Source organism: Vibrio sp. KUL70, assembly GCF_059725515.1.
On the sequence record NZ_AP045835.1, the window covers coordinates 423,200 to 440,459 of the forward strand.

Consider the following 17,260-nt stretch of genomic DNA (forward strand, 5'->3'; position numbering starts at 1 on the left):
TTAAAAGTGGCTCTATTTATGTATCCAGTTAACCGTTAGATTGAATAAAAAGCAATCATGGAGATGTCATTATGTTATCGAGAACCAACAGAACAACGATTAAGAAAGGAACTCACAAAGCAGAGTTCGAACAGCAAAAGCTATACGAAATCATTGATGAAAGCCTCATTGCCCACATCGCCTTAGACGGAGATCAAGGCCCGGTAGTGATCCCTATGTTGGCGTGGCGTGTTGACAACCATGTCTACATCCACGGCGCAAAAAACAGCCGTCTACTAAAAGGGCTAAAAACAGGGGCTCAGACTTGCCTAACCTTCACCCTGTTTGACGGCTGGGTATTAGCACGTTCGGCTTTTCATCACAGTGCTCACTATCGTTCTGCGGTGGTATTTGGATCATTTGAAATCATTGACGACGCCGACGAGAAAGACAGACTACTCAATCATTTCATTGAACAGATAGCGCCAGGTCGAACAAAAGAAGTGCGTCTGAGTAGCCCGAGAGAACTTGCGGCCACAGAGCTACTCGCTATTCCGTTGACAGAGGCCTCGGTTAAAATTGGTAAGCACGGCGTTAACGACGATGAAGCTGACCTCGACATTCCCGTTTGGGCAGGAGTACTGCCTTATAGAACCGTCGTGGGTCCACTCGAAACCGTACCTGAACTAGAAGGTAAGATAGATCTGCCGGACTATTCAGCAGCCTACGGCTCTCGTTGGAGTAATGCGCCGAACAGCAGTAACAGCAAGTAGCACTGAAGCCACTTAGAAATGAGCTCGAAAACGATCGCGATACTGCCTAGGTGTTAAGCCTCTATGTTTTTTAAACATGCGGTTAAAGCTCGCTGTATTGGTGTAGCCGAGGCGTGTCGCGATCTCATTGATGGGTGTGGAATACCGCAATAGTTCAACCGCCACGTTACTCAACACATAACCGGTAATGGTTGAGAACGTGACGCCTAGACGATGTAATCGTCTCTGAAATTGCTGCTCAGATAACCCAAGCAAGGAAGAAACCTTGGCAAGCGTTGGTAAACCAAAATGCCGACTGTAATTGATCATTTCGTAAATCACCTTATGCTCATCTTCAGCATCAGGCATATTTAGGTAATTATCCAAATCATGGTAATTCATGGCTAAGTTAGCACGCCCGGTAGAGCGAACTTGATTGACAGATAACCTCAGATTACTAGGCAACCACACTTCGGTTCTCGGTTGTCCCCATTGAATTGGGCAATCGAAGTAAGCTTGATAAACCTCGACATTTTTACGATGGCCAGCAATACACACTGCCGCAGGCTTGAAATCGTGACCAAGATACATGCGCAATATCTTCGTCATGAAAATAGCGACTCGAATGGAGTCGTGAACCTTACCCTTATCACTGTATGCCGGGTTCTCGTAACACCATTTAATCAGAGGTCCTACTTCCGCTCCATAGAGATACGCACCAGACTGTAAACAATGAAGGCTTAGATTTATTCTGCGAATAGTCGAAGCCAAATCATGCCCAGAGAAGAACCAATTCGCCAGTGGTCCCGCCTTCTCAATATCAACCTTTTGTCCTATTTGTAAAATGATGTCTGGGTTTTGTGTCCGTTGCTCTAAGTTGTGATACCACTCATCCACTTCTCTCACTGGTATCAGGTTCATCGGATTATCAAACACCGATCTAGGAATACCTAAGCTCTCAATGTCTTCTACCTCATTTGCCGCGACTTGCTGATAAATACTGAATATACCCAGAGCACGCAAAAAGTTAACGTTATGCACTAAACCACCAACCCATCAGAGAAACGAAACAATTTTAATATCATAAATTACAGATCACATCAAAAGAACGCACATAGGGAAATAATCTGTATCTTTACAACCGTATCATCTGACATAGCTCACAATTGCGTCTCTTAGTTAACATAGGGTTTATCAATGAGTCTTCTTAGTGTCCCGTTTGTTGGAACCAGTGCCGATACAGCACTTCACGTTGTAGCCGGAATTGTGCTTGTCGCGACGATTGCTGCTGCAGGTTACGGTTTCTGGCGAGTTCATGAACTGCCAATTAATAAAGCACACAGTAAAGAGCATCACCAACTGGGGCTGATCACTGCGCTCACCTGGATCGGGTTTATCTGGCATTGGGTATGGGTGCTGGCTGTGATTCTCGCATTTGTCGACATGGAAAAAGCAATCATCAATTTGCGGGATACTTGGCGAGCACCCTCGCCAGAGAAAACGGCAGATCAAGAGAATGAGAATAACAAGGAGACACCAGCATGTTAGAAGGTTTAGCTATTTGGGCTCTTTTCATTTATCTGCTTAGATTAGTCGGCATGCCTTGGAACAAGGGAACCAAAGCGTTCGCTTACTTAGGGGGGACATCGTGGTTGCTGTTTGTATGGGTTGGATTGATTAACTATACCCCGATGGATCTGTCGGGCGGCTCAGTGGTTCAATCACCACATATTCAATTGCGACCAGATTCGACTGCAGTGTCTGGTAAAACAACTAAGGTTCATATCACGCCAAACCAAGATGTAAAAGAAGGTCAGCTAATCTATGAAATTGATGACACCAAATATGTTATCGCTCGTGACAAGGCAAAGATCCAACTTGAATCTGCGCAGGTTGCTCTAGAAACTGCGCATCAAGAAGTCGATATCGCGAAGATTTCGTATCAGTCGTCACTTGAAGATATCCATTCAACTGAAGCAAAAATTGAATCTGCGAAAACCGACCTTGTATTGCAAGAAAAGACTCTTAAGCGTTATTTACGCCAGAACAGCGTGGTAGAGCATACGATTACGGAATCGGACATCGATCAACAAACCGCTACTGTCGATTTGGCCAAACACAGCCTAACCACATTGAAGTCTGAACTTAGTAAGAAAAAGGTCGATGCCGAAAACGCTAAACTCAATATTCAAAAAGCAGAAACCAATGTCACTAAAAAGCAGACTGATGTGGACACAGCTAGCTCTACATTAGCTCAAGCGGAATGGGATCTAAAAAGCACTAAGGTGACCGCCCCAACAGACGGCTTTGTTACCAACTTTATTCTTCGCGAAGGTCAACGTGTTTCGATGATGCCACGTATTCAGATGTACACCGAAGAGAAGTACGTACTGATGCGAGTGAATCACCAAGCGATTCGCAACATTAAAGTGGGTCAGCCTGCGGAGTTTGCGACAGCGGTATTCCCAGGTAAGATCTTTTCGGCAACCGTTGAAGGCATTGTCGAGGCGACTGGCGAAGCGCAAGCAACGCTATTAGGTATAGACGAATCGGTTAGAACAACGACAGGCAAGAACCTACAGAACAAGCATCATTTCGTTCGTTTGAAGATTGAGGAAACGGAAGGCTATGACATCCCCGTCGGATCAGTTGGCCTTGCATGGGTAAGTGGCGAGAAACCCATTAGTTTTATGGCATTCTTAGACGCCATACGTGGCATCATTATTCGAATGAAATCTCAGCTGTACTTCTTCTACTCGATATAACGGACCAGTACTTCCAAACTAAAGAGTAACAAGGTCAATATTTGACAGGCATTTTCCTACTCAACACATTGCATTTGTAAGCTATTTGCAATTTGGAGTTGCAAATTGCAAAATCCAAGGTCAACTACGCATCAAATTGATATAAAACAGCCGAAAATGGGCCTGTAAAAGTTGGCACACTATCTGCATTTCATATAGTGACCCTTTTTAAGCCGAGGGTCACCTAGCCAACTGACGTTGTTAGTGAACCTTTATTGTTCACACTATATATAAGCCAATTGCCATTTTGCAGTTGGCTATTTTTTTATCTAAAACCTTGCAACAATTTACAGACATCCGTTCATTCCAATAACAAGTTATTTTTATAACCAAGCCTCTCCAAAAGAAACACAACTCTTATTAGAAAACGTTTTCGCTATAAATAATTCAAAAAAACAAGAACCACTAACTAATTGTTTGTATTGAAAATAAAAACACCACACTGATTTTTAAACAACTTAATGATAAAAACATCATTGACTCTGTGGTTTATATCACCATAATGCGCACGTTTGTCTGAAATATGACGGGCGTAATTAATTTAATTGATCAATTGCGGAGGTAAAATATGGCTGCGGATCACAACTACAGTCTAGGGTCGGTTCCAACATCGGCTAGGAAAGGAGTCGCTTCATTAACAATGGTAATGTTAGGTTTGACTTTCTTCTCCGCAAGTATGTGGACAGGCGGTTCACTCGGTACTGGTCTCACCTTCAATGATTTCTTCCTCGCCGTTCTCATTGGCAATCTAACCCTTGGTATTTACACTTCTTTTCTTGGCTACATCGGCTCTTCTACTGGCCTCTCAACTCACCTTCTCGCTCGATTCTCTTTTGGTACTAAAGGCTCTTGGCTTCCTTCTGCTCTCCTTGGCGGCACACAAGTAGGCTGGTTCGGCGTTGGCGTGGCGATGTTCGCAATCCCCGTACAAAAAGCGACAGGCATCGATACCAACACCCTAATTATCGTTTCTGGTTTATTGATGACGGCGACAGTGTATTTTGGTATCAAAGCATTGATGGTCTTATCGGCAGTTGCTGTTCCTGCAATTGCAATCTTAGGTGGCTACTCAGTGATGACGGCTGTAGATAGCGTTGGCGGCTTGGAACAACTTCAGCTTATCAAACCAGAAACACCAATGGACTTCTCAATGGCGCTCGCTATGGTTGTAGGCTCTTTCGTTAGTGCAGGTACGCTCACTGCCGATTTCGTGCGCTTTGGTAAAAAACCTGCAAGCGCAGTGCTGGTTACTATGATCGCTTTCTTCATCGGTAACTCGCTAATGTTCATCTTTGGCGCAGCGGGTGCGGCGGCAACAGGCCAGTCAGACATCTCTGATGTGATGATCGCTCAAGGTCTACTGCTTCCTGCTATTATCGTGTTAGGTCTGAACATTTGGACAACCAATGAAAACGCGCTGTATGCATCGGGTCTAGGTTTCTCAAACATCACAGGTCGCTCTAGTACACTAATGTCGATCATTAACGGCATCATCGGTACGATTTTCGCACTGTGGTTATACAACAACTTTGTAGGTTGGCTAACGTTCCTATCGTTAGCGATACCACCGATTGGTGGTGTAATCATCTCCGATTTCTTTGCTAACCGTAAACGCTACAAAGATTTTGCAAAAGCAGAGTTCCAAACCGTGAATTGGGCTGGCATTATCGCGGTTGCAATTGGTGTTGCTGCAGGTCACTTCCTACCAGGTGTTGTTCCTATCAACGCTGTATTAGGTGGTGCTATTAGCTACCTAGTGCTCAACCCTCTTATCAACAAAAACGCTATGAAATCTCAGACGGCTTAAGGAAAAACTATGACTACCTTATTGATCAAGAACGCGAAGCTTCAAGACCAAGATGGCTTGAAACAAATTCTGATTGAAAATGGTCAATTCAGTCGCATTCTAGACAATGATGATCAGATTGCTCATCAAGGCGACACTCTAGACGCTCAAGGTGGCATTGCGGTTACTCCTTTTTGTGAACCACACATCCACCTTGATACGACTCAGACAGCCGGTGAACCAAACTGGAATATCTCAGGTACGCTTTTTGAAGGTATCGAACGCTGGGCGGAACGCAAAGAGTTACTGTCAATCGAAGACGTAAAAGCGCGCGCGAAACAAACACTGAAATGGCAAATTGCTAACGGTGTGCAACACGTTCGAACTCACGTCGATGTTTCAGACCCGACACTTATCGCGCTTAAAGCGATGATTGACGTTCGTGAAGAGATGAAAGAGTGGGTTGACATCCAAATCGTTGCATTCCCTCAAGAAGGCATTCTTTCTTACCCGAACGGCAAAGAGCTGCTTGAAGAGGCGGTTCAGCTCGGTGCCGATGTCATCGGTGCGATTCCTCATTTCGAATTCACTCGTGAATACGGCGTTGAGTCTCTCCATTATGTATTTGAACTTGCACGTAAATATGACCGCCTAATTGACGTTCACTGTGACGAAATCGATGACGAACAGTCTCGCTTCGTTGAAACCTTAGCCGCTCTTGCACATAAGTTTGACATGGGTGACAAAGTTACGGCGAGCCACACGACCGCAATGGGTTCTTACAATGGTGCTTACGCCTCTCGCCTATTCCGCCTCCTACGTATGTCAGGGATCAACTTCGTAGCAAACCCATTAGTGAACATTCACTTACAAGGCCGATTCGATGATTACCCGAAACGCCGAGGTGTAACACGAGTAAAAGAGATGCTCGCTTCAAACATCAACGTCTGTTTTGGTCACGACGATGTTTTTGATCCGTGGTATCCACTGGGTACAGCGAACATGCTGCAAGTACTGCATATGGGTCTGCACGTAACGCAGGTGATGGGTTACGATCAAATAAATCAATCATTAGATTTGATCAGCAAGAACTCTGCTCGCACACTGAATATCCAAGAGCAGTTCGGCATTGAAGTGGGTAAACCTGGCAGCCTGTTGATTCTTCCTGCTGAAAATGGTTTTGATGCTGTGCGTCGCCAAGTACCAGTTCAGTACTCTGTGCGACATGGTAAGGTGGTCGCAGAAACACAGCTTGCGCAAACCAAAATCAACCTAGATAAATCAGAAGCAATTAACTTTAAACGTTAGTATCGTCTACACTGATAGGAAAGGAGCGAGTGCGCTTCCTTTTTGTTTGTCGATTAGAGTGAAAAAGTAACCGCTGAAAATGCAGCAAGCCCTTATTTTTTCTGCCCTAAGAGGCAAAAAAGTCGCCAAATTCGTAATGAATGTGTGTACAAAGATGCAGACTGTGTTACCATGCTCTTGCTCTGTTAGCCGGAGTTATTTAAGTTAGAACCAAAGTAAAATTGACAAGTAAAATCGTTACCCGTTTTTGTAAGTAGTTTTTCCTTATTTCTTAGCAATATTAAATAATTCAATTATCAGCGCATTGCATTAATGCAATCAACAATTTAGTAATTTTTTGAATAAGGGACAAATTATGTCTAACACAAATACTGGTACTGTAAAATGGTTTAACGAAGAGAAAGGTTTCGGCTTCATTTCTCAAGATAACGGCGGTGCTGACGTATTCGTTCACTTCCGTGCTATCGTTTCTGAAGGTTTCAAAACTCTGAAAGAAGGCCAAAAGGTTTCTTTCGAAGTTGAAAACGGTCAAAAAGGCCTACAAGCAGCTAACGTTGTTGCTCAATAATAGCTTTTAGCTAAAAAGATTTTAAAGCGCTGGTTTCTACCGGCGCTTTTTTGTTTCCGCTCGCCCCCTTTATCACTTTCGCCAAGACCTACTTGTTGCGCCAACATCTCAAAGCCTCGTTTGGTGATGCTTTACTCAACAAATACTTAAAAACATAAAAGCCTCAAAAAAATAGGGTAATTTATATAACCCGCATCCATTAATTGCATAATTTTTAAAGCAAATAGAGTGAAAATCCGCTAGTCTTGAATCCACGTTAGATTTAGCTGGTTTACATATCTGCAAGTAAGATAATGAAAAAAGACGAATTTCAGAAATCCACCGCAAATTTAAAGAAAGCGGTGCCACTTATGATGAAAAATAGAGTGTCCACCACACCTGCGAACTACGCCCTGTGGTACACCTATGTCGACAACGCCATCCCACAACTCAACAAAGATATGGACGGCGTACTAGAACATTATGGTATCTGTCCACCGGCACTTGGTGAACAACTCTACAACGAATATGTTGCGAGTAAGTCCGAAACTACCATCAATGATTTGCGCGCCAATCTAGAGCTGTTGGTTTCTGAAGTATCGAGTTCAATGAACGACACACTGACCGATACATCCGCATTCTCTGAAATGATCGACAAGAGCTTCGAAGACTTATCCCAAGTCGAGAACAACAGCATGTCGATAGATGAGGTTATGTCTCTTGTTCGTCAGTTAGTTTCTGAGTCGCAAAATATCCGTCACTCAACCCAATTTCTTAATTCTCAGTTAAATGCCGCAACTTCCGAGATCAGTAAACTAAAAAGTCAGCTAATTGAGGTTCAAAAAGACGCACTTTTCGACAGTCTAACCACACTTTATAACCGTCGCTCCTTCAATAAAGATCTGCAGATGTTGTGCGAATCCGATCAGGCACTGAGCTTAGTACTGCTGGATATTGACCACTTTAAAACCTTTAACGATACCTATGGTCACCTGTTTGGTGATACGGTTTTAAAGGGTATTGCTCGTAAACTAAAAGTCGCCTGTCGCGACGGCATCTCAGCCTATCGCTTTGGTGGTGAAGAATTCGCAATGATCATTCCTAATAAATCACTGCGCATTGCTCGTCAAATTGCTGATACCAGTCGCCGTTCATTAGAGAAGCTTTCGATTAAAGATCGTCGCAGTGGTGAGCAGGTAGGTAATATCACCGCGTCATTCGGTGTGGCGGAGCTACAGCCCAACGAGACGGCTGACTCATTAATCGAGCGTGCGGATAAGCTTCTATACGAGGCCAAATCTCTGGGTCGAAATCGAGTGATGCCACTGTAAGTCATCAGTATCACTCGAGAAGCCATCACTATCGCTCAAGCACTTTTTATAAGACGACACTGTATGAGCTTGCCTCAGTATTAGACAAAGCCCCGCTGCGTTAAACGGGGCTTTGATATTCTTGTCGTTGCATTCTACACATCAGTCAGTTGATATCATCTCGTTGTGAGCATCTAACACACTTATATGTTGTAGCAGTAATTTAGGCAGTAATCCTCGCCACTTTTTGCACGAAACTCTTTGTCTTCACTGCTTGCTTTGGGTTTACCCTTCTCATCTCCTTGAACCAAACTGATCCAGTGACGTAATGCTGACATCTCACACTGTTCATCTTGAGCCGCTTCCATTGGTGATTGACCGAAAGTCGTACAAGTTTCTAACTGAATATCATCAATATCGACCAGCTCAATACGCCCTGTCCCTTTGTGGCAACCAAGCATGACTTCAAGGTGGCTGCCACTTCCATCGCGGAACAAAATTGAATCTGGGTCGCATTTCTCACCCATGTAAGCAACAAACTGCTTGGGATGTTTAAGCCCACTATGTCGGCCGTCTTTGAAATATGCCATGATATGATTGTAATCGATTACATAGCTGGTTACATCCTGATGGGAACCATTCTCCAATGGAAATAGACGATCCAAAAGCTGTTTCGCTTTGATCTGTTTTTCCGTTTGCTGGTTTGCACTGATCGTCTCTACGGCAAAGACAGCTTCAGCGATAAATGGCTTGGATTGTTTTTGGATTTCAGTTTTATCGAATGTCAGCATATTCATAGTCTTTCCCTCTTGACCAGTCCGATGAAAAATCATCGATTTTCATAGCAAATGTGTGTCCTAGAGCAATTATTCCAAACAAACGTTTAATTTCTTCGTCATTTTGTGAATTGCTTAGTTTGTAGACTAGCGCTTTTTTACCTACAATTTCACAACAAAAATTTTACAATGTGAATTTTACAAATATGGCCTTGTCAAAAAGTTTAGTTCGTCAATCTCACTTCCTAGGCACGAAGATACGTAACCTACGGAAACGCAACCATTTAACGATGGAAGATCTCTCTGCGCGTTGCATTAGAGTGAACCCTGAGTACGCCCCTTCGGTCTCTTATCTCTCGATGATTGAGCGAGGAAAGCGCGTCCCGAGTATCGATATGCTCGAAGTGATCGCAGAAGTGTTTCAGAAAAATCCCACTTGGTTTTTGGACGATGAACCAGAGCAACAAGCGATAACGCCAGACAAAGGAAATCGCGGCGGAATAAACGGAATGGCTTTAGAGCCTAGCTTTTTGTTCTCTAACGACATTCTTCAGATTGCCATTCCAGAAATGCTCTCACAAACGGGCATTTCTGGACGGCAATTTGCCCACCTACTCATTCGAGCGCATCAAGAAAGCAACCAAAACCACTTTCCAGACTTGGAACGCGCAGCCGAAGAGGTTGGGCTAAAACGTCTTAATTTGAGTGTTGAAGACCTAATCGATATTGCTCGCAGCTTGGGGATACAGATTCGCTGGGTAACGCGCACCCCGCAGGATGTAGTGGACGAGCTAGGGATAAACGCAAAACAGTTGGTCACATCATTTTTCGAGCCTCCAGGCACCATTTACCTCAATGAGATCCTCAAGGAGTACCCAACCCGTCTCAAGTACGATCTTGCTGTTTATATTGGACACTGCATTTTGCATAGCAAAGAAGGGCTCAAGAGCGTGCTTTCTGTAGGCAATAACAACACTTGGGACGATGCCCAAAACAAAACCTCTTCCCAGCTTAACTCACAAGATATTCTGCAAGCATGGCGAGACTTCGAATCAAGCTTCTTTGCGGGTGCCCTGCTTTGTCCAAAAGTTCCCTTTCGACAACTCCTGGACAGAACTGGCTACGAGATCGATGTACATAAAAGAGCGGGGGTTTCCCCCTCTGTTGCGATGCGAAGAATGACGGTAGTATCACCTTACCCTCATTGGCACTACTTTGATGCTTATGGACCGGGCAAGCTCAAGGCAGTATATCGTGGAAACGGAATCCCGCTTCCGTGGGGCAATATGCGAACGGTCGCAGACCCATGTCAGCACTGGGCAGTGTTTCGTCGATTGTCAGAGCCTAGAGATGGCAGTTCAGCTCAAATTTCAATTTTAAATGTGGGTGACGAACCAAGAATCTATTGTTGTGAATCCATCAATATGACCGACCCAGCGGGCAACAACCGTGTATTGTGTGCAGGTATCGACCTAAACCCAGCTATTGATGCGCAAGGCGGTAATTCGCGAGAAATAGCAGAGCAGCTTAAAGCATCCTGTGTTAACAATGGCGGGTCAGTTGCTATTCCACGTAACATCAAGAAAGACCTTACGACTATAGCTAAGATTCTTAACATTAACTGGATTGAACGTGGGATTGAAGCAGAAGCGAGACTTATTTGTTCGCGAGGTGGAGAGTGTCCACGTCAGCCAAGCTGTTATTCGAAATGCGGGGAACGTTAATTATAACCAAAGCATTAACATAAAAACTGCAGGCAAAAAAAAACCAACCACAATAAACGTGATTGGCTATATATTTTATGTGAACAATAAAGGTTCACTAACAACGTCAGTTGGCTAGGTGACCCTCGGCTTAAGAAGGGTCACAATAAGTAATGCACTATGTGTGCCAACTTTTCAAAGCCCCATTTTACTACGCATCCGCACACTTATTAGTCGTTTATAGCTTAGTAATTTGCAATATGAAATTGCATTTTGCAAATTACACTAATTACGCTAGTGATTATGTTATTATTACTAAGAATCAATAGCCCCTCTTGATAAACAACTTTTCAACGACCTCTCACCTAAAATAGATACAGCTTACGTAATATATTGAAAACAAAAGCCTATTTCTTAAGACCAAAAAAACGCAAACATGATTAAATCAGTTTGCGTTCTTGTTTCTTAGGCTAGCACCGCGCCGTCTGAGAGCTTATTACTTGTTGTGCGTTCCAGGTCTTGGCTTGCTGCGACTACCGGTGTTCGATTTATTCGTAGATCCCTTAGGACCATAGCTTGAGCCATAGCCAGACTTACCCTGACCAGATTGGTTAGCTTTGCCACCGCTGCGTTTCGCTGGAGACGGCTTTTTTCCGACTGATGCAGGCTTAGCATTTGCTTCTTCACCAGTCGCTGGTTTTCTCCCTTTTCCGCGCTTAAAATTGCTCCCATTATTCTTAATAGAGTCATCACCACCACCTTGCGCCTTTTGAGCGGCAGCCGGCTTGCGCTTAGGCGCTGGGCCCGTACCAGGCGCATGGCGTTTGTTTTTACCTACTGGCTTATGACCACGTGCGTTGTCTGATGAGCGTTGTCCGTCCGCATGCTCTGTCTTTGGCTTCTTAGGCTTTTTCGGTTTCTTCGCCTTAATCGGACGCGTATCTAACTTAGATTCTGGCAATGTGTTTACCGGGCTGAAGCCTTCTAACTCACGACGTTCTAAGACTTGCTGAATAAGTCGCTCAATACCAAATAGCTCTGAAGCTTCATCTGCACACACTAAAGAGATCGCCTTGCCCACTTCACCCGCACGACCTGTACGTCCAATACGGTGTACATAGTCTTCAGAGACATGAGGAAGATCGAAGTTAACCACTTGAGGAAGCTGCGGAATATCGATACCACGCGCCGCAATATCCGTTGCAACCAAGACTCTCACCTGACCCGTTTTAAAGTTATCCAACGCTTTGGTACGAGCGCCTTGGCTCTTATTGCCGTGGATTGGCGCAGCTGTAATACCTTGGTCGCCAAGAAAACGAGCCAGTTTATTTGCACCGTGTTTTGTTTTGCTAAACACCAACACCTGCTGCCAATCATTATCTTTAATAAGCTTAGCCAGCATTGGCGCTTTCTTTTTCTTGTCGGCAGGGTAAATGCTCTGCTCTACCGTTTTCGCCGTCGAATTCGCAGGATTAACTGAGATCTCGACAGGGTTATTTACGAGCCCTTTCGCTAAACTGCGAATGTCATCTGAGAATGTTGCTGAGAACAGTAAGTTTTGACGCTTTTTAGGCAGAAAAGCTAAGATCTTACGAATATCGCGAATAAAGCCCATATCTAGCATTCGATCAGCCTCGTCTAAGACTAAGATTTCTAGCTGATCAAAGCGCACTGCATTTTGATTATATAGATCAAGCAAGCGTCCCGGAGTCGCGACTAGCACGTCGCTACCTTTACGAAGCTTCTGCATTTGGGGGTTAATCTTCACTCCACCAAATACCACCGATGAGTTCAAAGGCAAGTTGATGCCATATTTAACAACGCTTCCGTTAACTTGTGCAGCGAGTTCGCGAGTCGGGGTTAGAACTAGGGCGCGAACTTGATTCGCTCGTACACGTGGACCTTTAGAAAGAAGCTCAAGAATAGGCAGCGTGAAGCCAGCTGTTTTACCTGTACCAGTCTGAGCGGCGGCCATGACATCCTTTCCTTTCAAAACGGCTGGGATCGCCTTTTCTTGGATAGGTGATGGCTTATCATAACCTTGTGCTTCAATCGCTTTTAAAATAGGAGCAGAAAGGCCTAGGGAGGTAAAACTCATAGAATAATGTCTCAGTTAACGAAAAGGTAAGCTCAGTACGGAGTTCGCATGGGCTGTGTAACGCTAAATCGTGATCAACATGGCGCTACAAAGCGCGGTATTCTGAGGCTTTTAACCCAATTCAGCAACTAAATTCTAATTCGACTTGTATTAACTTGCGCGCTTTCTCTGATACATTTTTTTATCTGCGGCTTTTAGTAGCTCATCGACATCGTTAAACGTCTCTGTGTACGCTGCCCATCCGATACTGGCATTCAGAGCAATATTTTGCCCATCAAACTCCACCGGGCGCAGACAGATATCTTGTTCTAACTTACTGCGGATTGATAGTAGGTTCTGGCCATCATGCACTCGCGGAAGTAGAATCAGGAACTCATCGCCCCCCATACGTGCCACGATATCAGAGCTTCGAAGTACTGCGCGAATACGTTTCGAAACCTCAACCAACACCTTATCGCCCGCAGCATGGCCATAGGTATCATTGATTGATTTAAAGCCATCAAGATCAATATTCATCACCGCAAAACGTTCTGAGCCACTATGCTTAGCATCTTTGAAAGCCAGGTTGAGGCTGTACATGAAATAACGTCGGTTTGGCAACATCGTCAGGTCGTCGTGCATTGCGCGACCGTGAGCGACGGTATAAAGCCGATAGATAGTAAAAAAGGCTAACGAAGCCAAAAGAAGTGCAGAATAGCCGATAATACGCATAATATTTACGCGCCCCCATGACACATCCGCCAGTGCCTTTTCTTCACCTGACAGAGCTAAAAACCAGCCACCATATGGGAAACTTGCCATTTCTGTAGCGAATGCGGATTCAAAAACGGCCTCGTCACCGTAGAAAACGTCGCCATCTTTACCTGCACTGTTAGAGCCTCGGATGGCGAAGTGATAGCGCTCCTCTAATTGCTCTGCGCCTGCATCTTTTAACAAGGAATCCAAATCTATAACTGCGCTGGATACCCCCCAATACTCATGATTAAACGGAGGGTCCATAAAGATTGGAGTTCGGGTAATCAATGCCCATCCTCCTTGAAAGAGTTCAAAAGGCCCTGAGATAAAGGTTCTTTCCAACTGACGGGCTAAGGCGACCGAACGCCATTGGTCTGGGTGGTCTCGGTAGTCGATACCCAAAATGCTTTCATTCCCTTCTTTTGGGTAAACAAAGCTCAGTACATCGTTTTTTGCTAACCCAATCAATTGAATATGAGAACCATCTCGAATGATACTTTCGGCGATCTTGTTCCACTCATCGACATCAGCTCGCGGAGCAATAGCAACCTGAGTCGACATACCATTGAGAAGGTACATATCGGTAACGATCACCGCCTCAATGCGTGATCGTACGATCGCCAACTGTTTTTGAGCCTCTGCAAAGGCTTCATTTTTTAAGAAGGTTACCTGCTTTCTGTGAAAAAACTCAACGGCACTGATGGTCGTAATCAAAAATAAACAAGATAACATCCTAGCAGACCACTGCTTACCTGAACGATTCGTCATAACTCGTTCTCTCCTGCTCTGTCTATTTTTGTAATTTTACTGCCGTAAAATGAGGCTCAATTAACATCAATCACTACTTTTAGCTCTAGTTTGCTTTAAGTATGCATTTACTAGATTAAAAATCCATAACTTGTAAACAGCACATGTGAATATTGAGCTTTTCATCAACAATAAACCTTGATCAAATTTATCACATTGCCTTAATTGACACTTCCAAGCTATAAAAGATAACAACAAGTTGACTAAACACTTACATTCACTATTTAGCTCAGTGCTATTTTTGAACTATCCTCCTTTGCTCGGTAACTTTGATATGAAGCTAAAAACGATAACACTGTGTATTTTGCTATCGATCTCCACTATTGCTTGTGCCTATGCTCACTCTAATGCACTCGTTAAGGATGCAACACAAGAAAGTGCTCTCCAGAGCAAGCTCATAGGATCACAAAAACAAAGCTTCAAAGCCTCAGCAGATCTCATTAAACACACATACGAAAGCCAACTTTACACGCTGCCTGCATTTAAAGAGGGACATTACGGCGTTCGTATGTTTCGTCAAACGCAAGATGAAAAATACACGGCAGCTGTTTGGAGTGACATGGCACGTGTTGCCAGCAAACTGAGTCGACTTTCTAACGATGTTTACACCCAAGAGCAAATTGTTCTCTACTCTGAGAAGCGCATCGCATCGTATGTTGATGATGAAGATGAGCGCAGTGTTCGACGTTACAACATCACTAAGCACATGCCAGAATATCTATTCTTAGGGGTTGATCTACTTGGGTCAATGGCTCGCGCTAACGAGTACGGGTTAGAGCATAAAAATGACGCCAAGCTGCGAGAAATTATCCGTCGCTATGACTTCTCTAAATACGTGACCAACGAAGAGATGATCAAAGCTTGGGCTGCACAACTCGCAAATCAAGTGTATTGGTTACGTCAGTTAGGTGAACAAGATGTCGTTGACGAGTTTGTTAAAACATTCAAGTCCACTTACCCTGACAGCCAGGACAAGAAACTCTCGACTCAGCAGTACGGTAATAAGATCTACGGAATGACGCACATCATTTTCGGAGATTCAGAGTATTACCAACATCAAGTCAGCGAAAAAGAACATCAATGGATTTATGATTACTTCCGACAAAACATCGACACAATACTTCTGCGTGCCAAAGAAGATGTGATTGCTGAAGTAGGTATAACCTTCTTACTGGCAGGCTTAGAAAATGATCCCGTAGTAGAAAAAACACGCCTTGCCATTCAAGCCTCTATCGATAAAGAACAAGGCATGATTCCATCTATAACGGGGGATTTTGATTTAGAGTATGGTGAGCATCGGAACGTTCTCGCTATCATGCTGCTCGACTGGCAACAGGTGAATGAAGCGCCAACCTTCCAAAAGCATCCGGAAGTATTCAAAAGTCTGCCTTATGGTTTAGTGGAGAACAAGCCAAACTAAGGACTCGACTTACAGTTGCTCAGCACTCAACTCTATACAACAAACCCAAGCTTTCTCTGCTTGGGTTTATTTCATTGGGTGATTGTTTTTACGTTACTTCCGCTTGCGGTTCACTTCGCTTTGTTCATTACAATCGTAAAGTCACCATCGCAATAGCCTTCTACTAGCCTGACATCTTCACACAGTGTTTTACAGAATCGATAAACCCCTTGTGGATGATAGCTGACAAGCAACTGCCGAGTTGGATAATAATCTTTGTCTAGCAGGTTAAACACCAGCGTTTTATTCGCCAACGCATACATTCTTATGATCATCGAGGTAAGATAGTGTTCATTTCTTGAGGCATAATTCAATGAACCACTCGCCACAACCACATCATAGGGTTTCAAGGAAATCGTACTGATGTCACCGCGCTTAAAGGCACAGGTGGCGTTTTGATATCGTGCTTTGGCCTGCTGATAAAACGCCGAATGCTGTTCCACCCCAAGATAAGACCGAATTGCATATTGCGCCGTCAAGAACGGATACAAGTCGCCATACCCGCAACCTAGATCAAGTACGGTCTGCCCATCAAACTCGACATGATTAGCTATAACGGAAAAACGAGCATATTGAGAAGCTCTATCAGTCCAACCAAGAGAACGAGCGCCATTTTCAGGCCAGCATTTGGATTGCTTTCTGTGATACCAATATATTCGGAGTCGATCTAACCAGTGCATTACTTCGTGTCGCTACAGGTTGGTAAATAACTGCCAACCTTGTAGCCAATGGCATAGCCCACCACAGCTACCGTGATAAAAACCATCGCAGAAAAAACGTAAGCGACACTTGCCATTACACCGCCACCCCAGACCACGCTAAATACCAAACCTAGATACGCTTCTTTAGGCCACTGCGTCACTGGAAAATGGCTATCACCCGCCAACAAAAAAATCAGAGCTGATATTAATGAAGTAGCAAACAGCAAGCCAATACATACTCTTGTTTTCATAAAAAGCCTTTCTTAAATAGCAGGATAAAACAGCGCTTCTAAGGTTAAGCACCTTCGAAGTATATACGAGATAGATTGACCTCACTATTCCCCTTATGAGCGATACTGATTTTTCCATAGTGAACAACGCAAAAACAAAAAAACGGGCACTTGGGGGGAGAACCCAAGTGCCCGCTAACGCTAAATAGATATATGGTTCTACTCTGCTGCTCTCGCATCGTCATAAAGACGGCAACTGAGAGAA

General features: G+C 44.0%; 15 protein-coding genes. 9 read left to right on the forward strand and 6 right to left on the reverse strand.

Features of this window, described 5'->3' with window-relative positions:
* Positions 1-71: 71 nt before the first annotated feature.
* Complete coding sequence (locus AC6I7V_RS15955; protein WP_498012240.1) at positions 72-752, forward strand: pyridoxamine 5'-phosphate oxidase family protein; 681 nt, start codon at positions 72-74, stop codon at positions 750-752.
* A gap of 12 nt (positions 753-764) precedes the next feature.
* Here AC6I7V_RS15955 and AC6I7V_RS15960 read toward each other — a convergent pair whose 3' ends face one another.
* Positions 765-1,772 (reverse strand): AraC family transcriptional regulator, encoded by a 1,008-nt coding sequence (locus AC6I7V_RS15960; protein WP_255232481.1) that lies wholly within the window; start codon positions 1,770-1,772, stop codon positions 765-767.
* Between the two features lie 156 nt (positions 1,773-1,928).
* On the opposite strand from AC6I7V_RS15960, the gene AC6I7V_RS15965 reads away from it, so the two are divergent.
* From AC6I7V_RS15965 to AC6I7V_RS15990, 6 genes are all read left to right on the forward strand, one after another.
* Positions 1,929-2,279 carry an MFS transporter gene (locus tag AC6I7V_RS15965; protein WP_498012241.1) on the forward strand — a complete coding sequence of 117 codons (351 nt, stop codon included), beginning with the start codon at positions 1,929-1,931 and terminating at the stop codon, positions 2,277-2,279.
* Complete coding sequence (locus AC6I7V_RS15970; protein WP_255232479.1) at positions 2,273-3,496, forward strand: HlyD family secretion protein; 1,224 nt, start codon at positions 2,273-2,275, stop codon at positions 3,494-3,496. Before AC6I7V_RS15965 ends, AC6I7V_RS15970 begins: the two co-directional genes overlap by 7 nt.
* 607 nt (positions 3,497-4,103) lie before the next feature.
* Positions 4,104-5,342, forward strand: coding sequence for a cytosine permease (codB, locus tag AC6I7V_RS15975; RefSeq protein WP_498012242.1), 1,239 nt, complete (start codon positions 4,104-4,106; stop codon positions 5,340-5,342).
* Between the two features lie 9 nt (positions 5,343-5,351).
* Positions 5,352-6,629: a cytosine deaminase gene (locus AC6I7V_RS15980; RefSeq protein ID WP_255232477.1), complete on the forward strand. Its 1,278-nt coding sequence runs from the start codon at positions 5,352-5,354 to the stop codon at positions 6,627-6,629.
* 355 nt (positions 6,630-6,984) lie between these two features.
* Positions 6,985-7,197: a transcription antiterminator/RNA stability regulator CspE gene (gene cspE / locus AC6I7V_RS15985; protein ID WP_004740083.1), complete on the forward strand. Its 213-nt coding sequence runs from the start codon at positions 6,985-6,987 to the stop codon at positions 7,195-7,197.
* Positions 7,198-7,490: 293 nt separating this feature from the next.
* Positions 7,491-8,507, forward strand: coding sequence for a GGDEF domain-containing protein (locus AC6I7V_RS15990; RefSeq protein WP_255232476.1), 1,017 nt, complete (start codon positions 7,491-7,493; stop codon positions 8,505-8,507).
* 182 nt (positions 8,508-8,689) lie between these two features.
* Here the strand turns inward: AC6I7V_RS15990 and AC6I7V_RS15995 are convergent, their stop codons facing one another.
* Positions 8,690-9,283, reverse strand: coding sequence for an aldolase/citrate lyase/malate synthase family protein (locus AC6I7V_RS15995; RefSeq protein WP_255232475.1), 594 nt, complete (start codon positions 9,281-9,283; stop codon positions 8,690-8,692).
* Positions 9,284-9,552: 269 nt separating this feature from the next.
* Between AC6I7V_RS15995 and AC6I7V_RS16000 the strand changes: the two genes are divergently transcribed.
* On the forward strand, positions 9,553-10,986 hold the full coding sequence (locus AC6I7V_RS16000; protein ID WP_498012396.1) for a DUF3612 domain-containing protein: 1,434 nt from the start codon (positions 9,553-9,555) through the stop codon (positions 10,984-10,986).
* Positions 10,987-11,461: 475 nt separating this feature from the next.
* On the opposite strand, the gene AC6I7V_RS16005 is transcribed toward AC6I7V_RS16000, so the two are convergent.
* Positions 11,462-13,063 (reverse strand): DEAD/DEAH box helicase, encoded by a 1,602-nt coding sequence (locus AC6I7V_RS16005; RefSeq protein WP_498012243.1) that lies wholly within the window; start codon positions 13,061-13,063, stop codon positions 11,462-11,464.
* A gap of 150 nt (positions 13,064-13,213) precedes the next feature.
* Positions 13,214-14,566: a diguanylate cyclase domain-containing protein gene (locus tag AC6I7V_RS16010; RefSeq protein WP_498012244.1), complete on the reverse strand. Its 1,353-nt coding sequence runs from the start codon at positions 14,564-14,566 to the stop codon at positions 13,214-13,216.
* A 313-nt stretch (positions 14,567-14,879) separates the two neighbouring features.
* Between AC6I7V_RS16010 and AC6I7V_RS16015 the strand changes: the two genes are divergently transcribed.
* A complete protein-coding gene (locus tag AC6I7V_RS16015) occupies positions 14,880-16,025 on the forward strand; it encodes a DUF3541 domain-containing protein (protein ID WP_498012245.1) in 1,146 nt (381 codons plus the stop codon).
* A gap of 110 nt (positions 16,026-16,135) precedes the next feature.
* On the opposite strand, the gene AC6I7V_RS16020 is transcribed toward AC6I7V_RS16015, so the two are convergent.
* Positions 16,136-16,744, reverse strand: a complete 609-nt coding sequence (locus AC6I7V_RS16020) for a class I SAM-dependent methyltransferase (RefSeq protein ID WP_255232470.1) — start codon at positions 16,742-16,744, stop codon at positions 16,136-16,138.
* The gene (locus tag AC6I7V_RS16025; RefSeq protein ID WP_255232469.1) at positions 16,744-17,016 is read right to left on the reverse strand and encodes a hypothetical protein; all 273 of its coding nucleotides are present in this window, start codon (positions 17,014-17,016) and stop codon (positions 16,744-16,746) included. Before AC6I7V_RS16025 ends, AC6I7V_RS16020 begins: the two co-directional genes overlap by 1 nt.
* Positions 17,017-17,260: the final 244 nt, after the last annotated feature.